Source organism: Bifidobacterium sp. MSTE12 (assembly GCF_000513015.1).
Classification (GTDB): Bacteria; Actinomycetota; Actinomycetes; order Actinomycetales; family Bifidobacteriaceae; genus Bifidobacterium; species Bifidobacterium dentium.
Genome location: NZ_AZYA01000011.1, coordinates 97,605 through 110,329 on the forward strand (window position 1 = coordinate 97,605; position 12,725 = coordinate 110,329).

The following is a 12,725-nucleotide window of genomic DNA, read 5'->3' on the forward strand; positions in this document are numbered from 1 at the left end:
CCCGGCCTATGGCTGGCGTTGCGCCGGAATCGGGTGTCTGAAGCCCATCCGGTGCATTGGTTTGAACGAAACCTTTGCAAGGGTAACAGGCTTATTACGAAATAATATGATTCGGGTCACAGGTAAAATACTGTGTATGAACTTCCTGAGTATGGACTACTTCATCATGGTCGCCAAGGAACGCAGCTTTACCAAGGCCGCGAAACGACTTGGCATCACGCAACAGACGCTGAGCGCGCATATCGCGAGCCTCGAACGGGAGGTCGGTTGCGAACTCTTCGTCCGCCACGTTCCGCTGGAACTGACCTATGCGGGGGAGACGTTTCTGAGATATGCCACTGATTTCCAGCATGATCACACGATGATGATGCAGGAGTTCGACGATATCGTACACGATGAAACCGGTATCCTGCGTGTTGCCGTCGCACATACCAGGGAGCGCACCATCATGCCGCGCATCATCGCCGCCTACCAGCGCAAAAGGCCCGGCATCATGGTCGACATGATTGAGGGAGCCAATGAGCAACATGCAAGACGTTTGGTCGACGGTGAGGTCGACATCGCCATAGCACATTTCGATCGTGCGCCGGTCGGTGTGGAATTGGTCGACTTCTACGACGAAGAAATGGTATTGATCGTTTCCAACCGGCTGTGGATGAGTGCCGTCGCCGGCGGTTCCGCCTGCGGCATCGGCTCCGACGAGGCGGAACGACGCATTGCGCAAGGGGATTGCCTGCCACTGAAGGATTGTCCGTTCATACTCGGTCAACCTGACGATATCGATGGCCATATCGCAGCCGAGTTATTCCGGCGTGCAGGGTTCAGACCTCAGGTCAAGGCCCGTTCCGGCAATCTGCAGACCGCGCTCGCATTGACGCAGCTCGGTGTGGGCGCAAGCCTGACGATCCGCCAGTTCCTTGATGAGATGCTTGATGACGAAGCGCGCAGGTCTTTGCGTGTGCTGCCGATCGGCGAGGATGCGCGCTATGCCATCAGCTTCGGTGTGCGCAGGCAAAGCTATCAATGGAGCGCCATCACTGACTTCATACAAGTGGCCCGTGAGATATTGGCATCTTGAGATTGTTCGCCCGCCGAGCTTGCCCGAGACGACACAGGACGTGATTTGCTTCAAGTTGACTTGAGGTTGCTAGGCTGAGAGCGACAATATGAAGAATCGAGGACGATTATGACCGAAATCGACATCACCCGACTGGAACGACTGGAACACCGCACCGACGACCCTCAGGCCCCTGAGGTCTTCTTCACGCCAATCATTGCGCCGGACAGCCTGATCGCCGTCTACCATGCGTTGGGCGCAACGCCGGAAGGCAAGGTGGCCATCAAGATCCATTCGGGTGAATCCGAGAAATCCAACAATCTCAATCCGTCGCTCGTCAAGGATCTCGTACAGGAGATCGGTGGCACGCTGGTGGAATGCGCCACCGCATACGACGGCAACCGCGAAACCCCGGAGAAAAGCCTCAATGTGTTCAAGGAGCGTGGCTACGGCGACATCGCCCCGATCCAGATCATGGATATGGGCGGTGAAATCGAGATTCCGGTCGCGAAATACAAGCATATCCCGTACGACATCGTCGGTATGCACGTTGACGATTACGATTCCTTCTTCGTGCTTTCGCATTTCAAAGGGCACCCGATGGGCGGTTTCGGCGGCGCGCTGAAGAATGTGTCCATCGGCATTGCCTCTTCGAATGGCAAACGCTGGATACACTCCGCCGGCAAGGTCAAGGACCGCTGGATCGACACGCCGCAGGATGATTTTCTCGAGTCCATGGCCGAAGCCGACGAGGCCGTGATCAGCCATATGCACGGCAATATGATGTACCTGAACGTAATGAACCGTCTGTCCGTGGATTGCGATTGTTTCGCAACGCCGTCCGAGCCGGATATGCATGATATCGGCGTGCTGTCTTCACTCGACCCGGTGGCGCTTGATCAGGCGTGCGTCGATCTGATTCACGTGGCTCCGGATGGCGCTTCGGTGACCGAACGCATCGCCACGCGGCATGGCGAGCACACGCTTGAGTATGCCGAGGAGCTGGGCATCGGCTCGCGCGCCTACCGTCTGACCGTACTCGAGTAGCCCGTTCGAATGATGCGATCGCGGTGCCTGTAGTGCCGCGAACCGTATGAGGGGAGGCTCATCGATGGAATCCGTCGAAAGCATGAAATCCGCGATTGATCGTGTGGAACGGTTGCTGGCCGAAGGCCGGTGCGCGTTCGTCGCCATTGACGGTCCATGCGCATCCGGCAAAACCGTGTTCGCCGCTAGCCTGCATGAGCGTTTCGGCGGCAATGTGCTGCACATGGACGACTTCTTCCTGCGACCCGAGCAACGTACGCCTGAACGTTTCGCAGAGCCTGGCGGCAATGTCGACCGTGAGCGGTTCGAAGCCGAAGTGCTGAAGCCATTGGCGGCGGGAAAGGCGGTACGGTACCGGCCGTGGGATTGCCATACCGGCGATTTTGCGACGTCACGCAGTGTCGAACCGGCCGCACTGACCGTCGTTGAGGGAAGCTACAGCATGCATCCTGCATTGCGCGGCTACTACGATCTGACGATGTGTCTCATCGTCGACCCGAGTGAACGGCTTCGCCGTCTCGAGGCGCGTAATCCTCGCATGCTGCAACGATTCATCGATGAGTGGATCCCACTCGAAAATCGTTATTTCGAATCCACCAATACCCAAGGAAGTGCCGATCTTCTCGTCGACACCGCCCTCTAGAACCATCCTTCCAATCCTCCCTCCGGCGAGGGAGAGCGCCCTATGGGGCAAAAGGAGAGCAAAGGAGAACCAATGTCCACTTCATCCACATCCATCGCATTGCGTCGCGCCGATTTGCCGCGTCTGAGCCTGACCGTCAAGGCCGCTGCCACCGTGCTCGCCATCGTGGCTGCGGTCGCCCTGCCGCAGCTGTTCCACGTCATCGGTGCCGTTTCCGGTCAGGGGACCATGCTTGGCGTCACGTTCCTGCCGATGCATCTGCCCATCATCTTCGTCGGTCTGATCGCCGGCCCGGCCGTCGGAGCCATCGCCGGTGCGGCGGCTCCGCTGGTCAGCTTCCTGCTGTCCGGCATGCCGATGCTGGCCATGCTGCCGCTGATGATGATCGAATTGTGTGCATACGGTCTGATTGCGGGCCTGCTGCGTTCCGTGAAGTTGCCGAGTCTGGTGAAGGTCGTACTTGCCCAGTTGGCCGGACGAGTGGTACTGACGGTCGCCACCGCAATCGCCGTGTTCGTCTTCGGATCGAGCGATTCCATCGCCGCCACGTGGACCAGCGACCTTGCCGCGGGTCTGCCGGGTCTGGCCCTGCAGTGGGCGCTTATTCCGCTTGCGGCCTACTGGAGCGAGTCTCTTATCAGGCGTTAGCCGCAATCCTTTCTCCGCATTCATCTTGCTCCCTTTGGCAAAGGGCGCTTCCGGGTGAGGTGGAGGGAGGATTGCGCCACGTTCTGAACAACGTATGACCTTTACGAGCCAAGTCACTAGACTTGGCTCTCGTCATCCATGAGGCCGCACATCTAGCGAAATATAGGGAGTGCCATGATTGCCGGAGTGTCCGTCATCACGTTGTTGCTTGTTCTGGTCGCCGGCATCGGAGCCGGATTCGTCGGCTACGCGGTCGGCGCGTCCTCGCTAATCTCCTACCCGGCACTGCTTGCGTTCGGCATTCCGCCCGTGCTATCGAACACGACCAACACCGTCGGCGTGGTCGGCACCGGCATCGGCGGTCTGCTGGCGGCGCGCAAGGAGCTCAACGGACAGCGCACCCGTGTGATCGTCTATGCGCTGATCGGTCTGGTCGGCGGCATTATTGGCGGCCTGTTGCTGCTGGAGCTGCCCGCCGAGGTCTTTGAATTCGCGGTACCTCCACTGATTCTGTTCAGCTCGATGATCATCGCATTGAACCCACGCAAGAAGGCGGCCGCGCGAGACGCCGTAGCGCAAGCGTTGCCCGAATCACAGCAAGGCGAACGTGCCGCGCTGATCGCAGGCAAGGCGAGTGGCGGCAAGCTGCATGATCCGTGGTGGCTATGGCTGGGCGTGAGTTTCGTCGGCGTCTATTCCGGCTATTTCGGCGCGGCCGCCGGCACGCTGGCCCTAGCCGTACTTGATTTGGGCAAGATCGGCCCGTTCCATCAGATCAATGCGTTGAAGACCGTGGTGGGTTTCGGTGCGAACATCTCCGCCGCCATCATGTTCATCGTGCGTGGCTCGGTCTATTGGCCGTTTGCCATCATGATGTGCCTCGGCTGCATCATCGGCAGCGCCATCGCGCCACCGGTCACCCGCCATATTCCGGAGAACATCATGCGCGCCGCCGCCGTCCTGACCGGCGTCATCCTGGCTGTCAAGCTCGGCTGGAGCACCTACATTTAGACTCGATGCCTCATCGGGACAAAAAGGCCTTGTCCATGGATTGCCGCCGATTTACATGAACGCAAACTTCGCCAAAAGGCTCAGGTATTGAATGACAATGCCGCCGAATTGGGAATGGCTGCGAACATGCTTGCCGCGAACATGCTGAAAACCTTTATGCTTGAAGGTGGATTCGATTTGGATGATTGGAAGCGGCATGGCGGTTGTTGACGAGGCGAAACTGCGGTATCTGGACTTCCTCTCGCGCGAGGACAGGGTACGTCATCACCGGTATGTGGAAGAGATGAAACAGTACGACCTGATGCGTTCGGGTGACATCAGCGCCATCTCCGAAAGCACCAGACTGTGGGACTCGGGACTGTACGGCTACCTGTCGGATGATCCGCTCAAGAATGCGAAATACCGGTTCGTCACCACCATCACGCTCGCCACACGGTTCGCCATCGAAGGCGGTATGGATGAGGAGGATGCCTACAACGCCTCCGACCTGTACATCCAAGATCTTGACAACTGCAAGACCCCCGACGATGTGCGCCGGTTGCACACCGACATGATGACGTTCTTCACATGGGCGATGGCGGATATGCAGAAAGCCGAGACGCATTCCAAGGCGGTGAACGAATGCATGGACTACATCCACTACCACCTGCATGAGAAGATCACCGTGTCCATCCTCGCCGAACATGTGCATCTGAACCCTACATACCTATCGGAACTGTTCGTGCGGGAGACGGGAACGTCGCTGTCGCAGTACATCACCGACAAGCGCATGGAAGCGGCCGAGAACATGCTCAAGTATTCGGAATACAGCTTCAATGAGATCGCGCAGATTCTCGCATATCGGTCGCAAAGCCACTTCACGAAGGTATTCAAGAAGCACAGCGGGATGACACCGGGAGAATACCGCAACAAGTATGCGCAGAACGGCATTTGGCCGGAATAGTGAACGTCCGGTGGCCGCAGGGCGAAATTTCTTCGCGAATGGCCAACAATGCGGAGGATTCTTCCCGTAATCCGCTACGGTAGAGATGGTTCAATGACGACGGATGAAGGTAAGCAAAGGAATAATCGAATATGGGAATGCCTCTTGATCTGTACGTGATTCGCCACGGTGAATCCGAGGCAAACGTCATCATCAGCGCCGGTGAGCAGGGCGACGATTCGCTGTTCACTCAGGATAACGTGACCGTGCCGGACCGCTCGTGGAGACTCACCGCGATCGGCCGCAAACAGGCCGACTGCATCGGCCGATGGTTGGTGGCGCAGCAGCAGCTGTTCGACCGTTATCTGGTCTCTCCGTATGTGCGCACCCGTGAGACCGCGGCGACCATGGCGCTGCCGAAGGCGAAATGGGAAGAGACGCGCGTGCTGCGCGAACGTTCATGGGGTGAGATCAACACCATCACCAAAGACGATTTCAAGAGCAACTACGCACGCAATTGGATGTTCAAGAACACCGATCCGCTGTACTGGAGGCCGCCGGCGGGCGAATCCATCGCCGATGTGGCCGAGAACCGTGTGCATAATCTGCTCACGTCCCTGAATCGCAAGTCGGATGCCGAATCCGTGGTGATGGTCAGCCATGGCGATCTGATGCTGGCGTTGATGCTTACGTTGGAAGACCTGTCCGACGAGGAGTTCATGCATCGTGCGGCATCCGACGAATGGAGGATCACGAACTGCACCTGCTTCCATTATTCCCGTCGTGATCCGGCGACCGGACGCACCTACAAGCGCTTCCGTTGGGAGCAGACCGCGCGGCCGGTGTTCGATGAGGTCGGAGGCCGTTGGGTGGTGAAGGTCGACGAATGGCGTGAGTTCAGGCGTCCGGTATTGTCCAACGGCGATTTGGTGGATGTGGTGCATGCCGTTGACCGCCACCTGTGACACCGTTTGATGCCGAAGCGTTCATTTGCTGAAACGTGCCGTGCGTTCGGAGCCATTACAATGGCGTGTGACGTGCGGCACGTTTTCCGTTATTCCGCCGCGCGAGAGAGTTAAGGAGACAATAGTATGTCCAACTTGTTCACGTGGAAGATCCACGGTGACGGCAAGACGCTGCGCCCAGGCGAAGTGGTCGAGCCCGATGAGCGCCTGACCTGGCCTCGTACCGCGGAAATCGGTGCACAGCACGTGATCGCCATGTTCGGAGCCACCTTCCTGGTGCCGATTCTGACCGGTTTCGATCCGTCGACCACGCTGTTCTTCACGGCGATGTCAACCGCGCTGTTCCTGCTGATCAACAAGAACGTACTGCCAAGCTATCTGGGCTCGTCCTTCGGCTTCATCGCTCCGATCACCGCGGTGACCACCGCGAACAAGGGCATCGCCGTCGCATCCTTCGGCATCATGATCACCGGTCTGTTGCTGGCCCTGGTCGGTGTGCTCGTGCACTTCGCCGGCGCCAGGTGGATCGATATCATCATGCCGCCGGTCGTCAACGGTGCCATCGTGGCCATCATCGGTTTCAATCTGGCTCCGAGCGTGTGGAGCAACTTCCAGAAGGCTCCCGACACCGCGGTGGTGACCCTGCTCGCCGTGTTGCTGGTCGCCGTGCTGTTCAAGGGCTTGCTTGGGCGACTCAACATTCTGATCGGCGTGATCATCGGCTACATATACGCCTGCATCCGCGGTCAGGTCGACTTCTCCGCCATCGGCGAGGCCTCGTGGGTCGGCCTGCCGAACTTCCACCTGCCGCAGGTCGACTTCTCCATCCTGCCGATGTTCGTGCCTGTGGTGCTCGTGCTCGTCGCCGAGAACGTCGGCCATGTGAAGTCCGTCTCGCAGATGACCGGCCGTGACTATGACGACCAGATAGGCACCGCCCTGTTCGCCGACGGTCTGGGCACCACCATCGCCGGCTTCGGCGGAGGCTCCGGCACCACCACCTATGGCGAGAACATCGGTGTGATGGCCGCCACCAAGGTGTACTCCACCGCGGCCTACTGGTGCGCCGCCGCTTTCGCGCTCATTCTGAGCCTGTGCCCGAAGTTCGGAGCCGTCATCAACACCATTCCCGCAGGCGTACTCGGCGGCGTGACCACCCTGCTGTACGGCATGATCGGCATGATCGGCATCCGCATCTGGGTCGAGAACAAGGTCAACTTCGACAAGCCGATCAACATCATGGTCGCCGCCATCACGATGATCATCGCCATCGGCCAGTTCGCGTTCGCGGTCAACGGCATTTCGTTCAACGGCATCGCCATCGGCACGATCGTGATTCTCGTCGCCTACCACGGCCTCAAGGCCATAGGCAAGGCCACCGGCACCATCGCCAAGGATGATCCGGATATCCTCTAGAAGATGAATGGTCGACGCTCCCCTCAGGCGAGGGGAGCGTCGACGCATATATACGTATGTATGTCAATCGTTTTGACCTCAAGTGCGGTTGAAGACCTATGATGATGAGCGTCGGGCAACGCAGACAACACCAGTAGGGGAGTCATCATGAGTACCACAGCAGGTAAGAAAATCGCCATCGTCACCGGTTCCGCACTGGGCCTCGGCTATGAGCTGGCCCGTCAGCTGATTGACAGGGGCTGGTTCGTGGCCGGTATCGACTTCAACGCGCAACGTCAGGCGGAGTTGTCTCAATCCTTCGGCAAAGACGAATACCGTGCCTTCGTGGGTGACGTTTCCGACGAATCCTTCGTGAAGAATTCCATCGCGGCCATCAGGCAAATCGGCCATATCGACCTGCTGATCAACAATGCCGGGCAGCCATCGTTCAAAGTACCGACCGCATATGAGGGCGCCGACGTCGACAAGTGTCTCAAAGGGCTTAAGGGCATGATCCTGTGGAGCGTCGAAACATTGAAGGCCGACGATGAGCACGATCTCAAAATCGCCAACGTCATGAGCACCGCCGCGACCCGTGGCAACGCCAACGAATCCGTGTATTGCGCTACCAAGTGGGGCGAGAAAGGTTACACGAACAGTCTCAAGGCGGCCTATAAGGGTTCCAGCGTGAAAATAGTCGGCGTGTATCCGGGCGGCATCGACACCGACTTCTACCGTGACAGCCATGACTATGTGTCCGAGGACAAGCAGCACACCTTTATGAGCCCGGCCGAATTGGCGGAGATCATCCTGTTCAATCTGGTCAATGACGCCAATCTGACCGTTTCCGACATTCTCATCGAACGTAACTACCGCTGAAAGTATCGGGCATGGGCTATTGTTAACAGGTTTGCGCAACGTGCGCAAAAGTTTGACATGAAAGGCCACTGTGCCCGATACCGTTTTTGAAGAAGATGCCCTCGCGGACAATGTGTCCGAATATAGCGAGGAAGAGGAGCGTCCGCTGACCTTCGCCGAGTTGGGCGTTCCTGGCCCGCTCGTACGCGTGCTTGCGGCGGATGACAAGAAGACCGCGTTCCCGATCCAGGCGGATACTCTGCCGGATTCCCTGGCCGGTCGCGATGTGCTTGGCCGTGGCCGTACCGGCTCCGGCAAGACCCTGGCGTTCTCCATTCCGATGGTCGCCCGCCTTGGGGAGGTGGATGCCGACGAATACGAGAACATGAGCCAGTTCCGTCATGAGGTCAAACGCGTGCAGCAAGGCCATGCCGAGGAACGTCGTTCCGAGGATTTCGTGCCGAGACCACGCGGCTTGGTACTCGCCCCCACCCGCGAGCTCGCCAATCAGATCAATGACGTGCTGACGCCGTTGGCGCAGATCTATGGCATGAGCACCACCACGATTTACGGTGGCGTGCGGTATGCCCGCCAGATTCGCGACCTGCAGGCCGGCGCCGATATCGTGGTAGCCTGTCCGGGTCGACTCGAAGACCTGATCCAGCAGCATGCCCTGACCTTGGAGAACGTGCAGGTCGCCGTAATCGATGAGGCGGATGAGATGGCCGACATGGGCTTCCTGCCCCCGGTCAAACGACTGCTCGCCCAAGTGTCGTTCGATGCGCAGATCATGCTGTTCTCCGCCACGCTCGACCATGGTGTGGATGAGGTCGTGAACACGTTCCTGTCCGATCCGAAGGTGCATAGCGTCGATTCCGCCACCGCGGCCGTCGATGAGATGACCCACCATGTGTTCGAGACCACGCAGGCCGAACGTGCCGAGCTGGTACGTACGCTCGCTTCCGGCTCGGGCCGTCGCATCCTGTTCACCCGTACCAAATTCCAGACGCAGAAACTGGCCAAGGACCTGACGAAGCGGGGCATTCCCGCAGCCGAACTGCATGGCAACCTGAGCCAGAACCAGCGTGACCGCAATCTTGCCGCCTTCGAATCCGGCGATGTGAACGTGATGGTCGCCACCGACGTGGCCGCACGAGGCATTGACGTGAGTGGCGTGGAACTCGTGGTACAGGTCGAACCGCCGGAGGATTCGAAGTCCTTCCTGCACCGTTCCGGTCGTACCGCACGAGCCGGCAAATCCGGCGACGTGGTCACCATCGTATTGCCGAACCAGCGCCGTAGGACCCGTCGCCTGCTACATGAGGCGGGGCTTAAGATCAAGCCGATCGAAGTGACGCATGATTCCCCGGAAGTGCTTGAGCTCGTAGGGGAAGTGGCCGAACCGGTATTCGGCTGGACGCTCGAACAGTCCCAGCCGACGGGCAATCCTCGTCGCAAGAGGAGCGGCAGGGATAATGCCGAGCGCGGTGATCGTTTCGGGCGTTCGAACCGTTCCGGCGGGCGCAACAAGGATCGCGGTAAAGACAAGGGCGGCAAACCCTTCAAATCCGAGCGCGGCGATCGCAATGAACGTTCCGAGAGGCACTCCGATACCTACGAGGAGCGTTTCAAGCCGGCGCGGAATCGCGCCGAACGTCGTGCCGAAAAGTTCAGAGGGCGCGACAACCGAGAGGCCATCGCCCGTGAGGAACGTTGGGAAAATCCTGAAGTTCAGGAAACCCGTCGCGACGAACATGAAAGGAAGCGTAACGACAAGCGTCGCGAAAAGTACGCCCGTCTCCATGAGCAGCAGCGCACCGAGGCGGACGAACCGCAGGAATTCGGCCGTCGCGGGTCTTTCGGCAAAAAGGCCAAGCAGTCCCGTAAGCAGTTTGATAAGAGGCAGGGCGCTCCTTCCAAGAAGCAGCGCAAAGCCGACGCGCGAGAGCAGCGCCGTTTCGCAGACGACCGTCAAGGCGGCCGCTACGGGCGTGCCGATCGCGATGGATACCATGACGGGCAACAAGGTGGCGGAAAGCGCATCCACCGCAAGGAGATTCGCGTGATTCAGGACGAGCGTTCCGGAGACGCGAAACGCCATGATCGTCGTATGGAGGCCAAACGCGGTGAACGTCACGACAAGCATGCCGGCAAGCCGTTCCGCAAGCATGCGAAGATTCGCAAGGCGCCGTTCCGTGCGCGCTGAGCATCAGTGATCAGGTGACTGTCGAGTGGTCGTTCATCGTCCCCTTACGGGGGATGATGAACGACCACTTCGTATATCGGGCGACTCCTTTCCGAATGATCGCCGGATCGCAATGGCCCTTCAGCCGGCAATCGGCTGATACTGGTCCTCGGCGGTGAAGCAGCGCCTATACACCATAAGCATGATGATGCTGTCGGCCAGCAGGGTGAGCGCGGCGATGGCGGCGAGAATCATGAATTGATATTTCGCCGCATCGATCGGATTGCCTCCGGCGATGATCTGTCCGGCCATCATGCCAGGCACCGTTACGATGCCGCTGGACGCCAGCGAAGCAGTGGTCGGCAGCAGTCCCAAGCGAATCGAAGAGACGATTGACGGACGTGCCGCCTCCCAAGCCGTGGCCCCAAGCGCAAGCAATGTGTCCACCTCGTCTCGGCGCTCCCTCATGCTTTCGAAAAAGCGGCTCAGCCCTACGGCCAGGGCGGAAACGGTATTGCCCAACAACATGCCGGTCAGCGGTACTACGAGTTGCGGCGCATACCATGGCCGAGGGCGAATGATCAGTTCGGTGACCAACGAAATCATGATGAGCATGGTGATCACCAAACTCAGGAATACCGGGCATGCCAAGCCTTTCGGCACGCCTTTGGCACGTGACAGCGTGATCTGCACGGCGGCGATCAGCATGAACGATACGAGCAGCAAGACCAGCCATGGATTGTTCGAGGCGATGACGAACTCCATGATGAAGCCCATCGCGCATAGTTGCAACAGTGCACGGCAGGCCGACCACAGCAACGTTCTGCCGACGCCCATGCGCATGATTTCGGAGATGCCTGCGGCGATGGCCACCATGATCAAAGCCGTGACCAAGCCCCAGATATCGATGGAATAGTAACCGCCGTTCATGCGATTCCACCTCCATTGGAAATTTCGACTCGCGATTCGTTCTCGATCTGCGTCAGTATGCCGTCGGCAAGCCGCATGATGCGCGTCGCACGACCATCGGGCGGACGATGCCGGATACGGATGACGGCCATGCCGTTCAATGCGGCTCGTTCCAGAATCGCCGCCACTTTGTCGGCATTCTCATCATCAAGACCGGCGTCCACCTCGTCGGCAAGCAGTACTTTGGGGTCGGTCAGCAACGTACGCGCAAGACTCACGCGGGCCGCCTGACCTCCTGACAGATCATGCGGTGCGCGGCCAAGATCAATGTCGGCGCAGCCGATGGCATCCAACGTTTCACGGATGCTCACATCCGACAGCAGCTCAACCGGCTTGGCCTTACGACCATTGGCCTGCGTAGCGGACTGCCGGATCGCCAGCGTATACGGCAGACGAATCGCATCGGCCACGCAATCTCCCAACAACACCGGCTTCTGCGGCAGATATGCGATCCGTGCACGCCATTGCTGCGGCGTAAAAGCCGAAGCGGGATGTCCTTGCAACACAAAGTCGCCGTGCGCCCGCGGATTGAGTCTGGCAAACGCCGTCAGCAGACTGCTTTTGCCCGAACCGGACGGGCCGACCAGATCCACTATCTCACCTGGTGCGATCGCCAACGAGACATCCTTGAAAATCGTGCGTCGCTTGCCTTCTACCACAATCTCACGACACATTCGATGCCGAAAACATATGTTGCATAAGGGAACCATACCGCGATTGCCAAGTCGGTGAGCCACGCACAGCGTTTCCTGCCATCCGTCAGGGTATGGAGACATACATGGCATGAAATCCGCAGGTCCATCCGTCATCCGAGGGTTCGCTGAGCGTGGAATCGATTTCGGACGAAACCCCCATGGATCGGCCGCCGTCCCGTGGACCGACGATGATGCGTCCGATTGGCGTATGCGTTGCAATCATTGGTTTTCCAAAGAAAGATCTTCATGATGGTGGGGGTAATGAATGATCAGGATTTTCCCCCGGTCATCGGTGAAAATCAATCTTACGGATGACTCGCGCCCCACGAA

13 protein-coding genes and 1 pseudogene are annotated in these 12,725 nt (G+C 58.8%); 11 read left to right on the forward strand and 3 right to left on the reverse strand.

From position 1 onward, the window contains the following. Nucleotides 1-136: 136 nt before the first annotated feature. From HMPREF1494_RS03345 to HMPREF1494_RS03390, 11 genes are all read left to right on the forward strand, one after another. Nucleotides 137-1,078 carry a LysR family transcriptional regulator gene (locus HMPREF1494_RS03345; RefSeq protein ID WP_196336318.1) on the forward strand — a complete coding sequence of 314 codons (942 nt, stop codon included), beginning with the start codon at nucleotides 137-139 and terminating at the stop codon, nucleotides 1,076-1,078. Nucleotides 1,079-1,186: 108 nt separating this feature from the next. After that, the gene (locus HMPREF1494_RS03350; protein ID WP_003840686.1) at nucleotides 1,187-2,104 is read left to right on the forward strand and encodes a DUF362 domain-containing protein; all 918 of its coding nucleotides are present in this window, start codon (nucleotides 1,187-1,189) and stop codon (nucleotides 2,102-2,104) included. Between the two features lie 46 nt (nucleotides 2,105-2,150). Next, the gene (locus HMPREF1494_RS03355) at nucleotides 2,151-2,747 is read left to right on the forward strand and encodes a uridine kinase family protein (RefSeq protein ID WP_051404704.1); all 597 of its coding nucleotides are present in this window, start codon (nucleotides 2,151-2,153) and stop codon (nucleotides 2,745-2,747) included. Nucleotides 2,748-2,819: 72 nt separating this feature from the next. Further along, nucleotides 2,820-3,395: an ECF transporter S component gene (locus HMPREF1494_RS03360; RefSeq protein WP_034519578.1), complete on the forward strand. Its 576-nt coding sequence runs from the start codon at nucleotides 2,820-2,822 to the stop codon at nucleotides 3,393-3,395. Nucleotides 3,396-3,569: 174 nt separating this feature from the next. Further along, nucleotides 3,570-4,406 carry a sulfite exporter TauE/SafE family protein gene (locus tag HMPREF1494_RS03365; RefSeq protein WP_003840680.1) on the forward strand — a complete coding sequence of 279 codons (837 nt, stop codon included), beginning with the start codon at nucleotides 3,570-3,572 and terminating at the stop codon, nucleotides 4,404-4,406. 87 nt (nucleotides 4,407-4,493) lie between these two features. Continuing rightward, nucleotides 4,494-4,616, forward strand: coding sequence for a hypothetical protein (locus HMPREF1494_RS11860; protein WP_266105255.1), 123 nt, complete (start codon nucleotides 4,494-4,496; stop codon nucleotides 4,614-4,616). Continuing rightward, entirely contained in the window at nucleotides 4,603-5,349 is a 747-nt protein-coding gene (locus HMPREF1494_RS03370; RefSeq protein WP_003840679.1) for a helix-turn-helix domain-containing protein, read from the forward strand. The genes HMPREF1494_RS11860 and HMPREF1494_RS03370 overlap by 14 nt, the downstream gene beginning before the upstream one ends. A 131-nt stretch (nucleotides 5,350-5,480) precedes the next feature. After that, the gene (locus HMPREF1494_RS03375) at nucleotides 5,481-6,293 is read left to right on the forward strand and encodes a histidine phosphatase family protein (RefSeq protein WP_003840675.1); all 813 of its coding nucleotides are present in this window, start codon (nucleotides 5,481-5,483) and stop codon (nucleotides 6,291-6,293) included. A gap of 126 nt (nucleotides 6,294-6,419) precedes the next feature. Beyond that, the gene (locus HMPREF1494_RS03380) at nucleotides 6,420-7,709 is read left to right on the forward strand and encodes a uracil-xanthine permease family protein (protein ID WP_003840672.1); all 1,290 of its coding nucleotides are present in this window, start codon (nucleotides 6,420-6,422) and stop codon (nucleotides 7,707-7,709) included. Nucleotides 7,710-7,856: 147 nt separating this feature from the next. Further along, a complete protein-coding gene (locus HMPREF1494_RS03385) occupies nucleotides 7,857-8,567 on the forward strand; it encodes an SDR family oxidoreductase (RefSeq protein WP_003840670.1) in 711 nt (236 codons plus the stop codon). A 70-nt stretch (nucleotides 8,568-8,637) separates the two neighbouring features. Beyond that, entirely contained in the window at nucleotides 8,638-10,752 is a 2,115-nt protein-coding gene (locus HMPREF1494_RS03390) for a DEAD/DEAH box helicase (RefSeq protein ID WP_034519587.1), read from the forward strand. Between the two features lie 120 nt (nucleotides 10,753-10,872). Here the strand turns inward: HMPREF1494_RS03390 and HMPREF1494_RS03395 are convergent, their stop codons facing one another. From HMPREF1494_RS03395 to HMPREF1494_RS11425, 3 genes and pseudogenes are all read right to left on the reverse strand, one after another. Then, a complete protein-coding gene (locus HMPREF1494_RS03395) occupies nucleotides 10,873-11,661 on the reverse strand; it encodes an ABC transporter permease (protein WP_034519589.1) in 789 nt (262 codons plus the stop codon). Then, nucleotides 11,658-12,399 (reverse strand): annotated as a pseudogene (locus HMPREF1494_RS03400) (ABC transporter ATP-binding protein). The gene HMPREF1494_RS03395 and the pseudogene HMPREF1494_RS03400 overlap by 4 nt, the downstream one beginning before the upstream one ends. A gap of 60 nt (nucleotides 12,400-12,459) precedes the next feature. After that, on the reverse strand, nucleotides 12,460-12,618 hold the full coding sequence (locus tag HMPREF1494_RS11425; protein WP_153881419.1) for a hypothetical protein: 159 nt from the start codon (nucleotides 12,616-12,618) through the stop codon (nucleotides 12,460-12,462). Nucleotides 12,619-12,725: the final 107 nt, after the last annotated feature.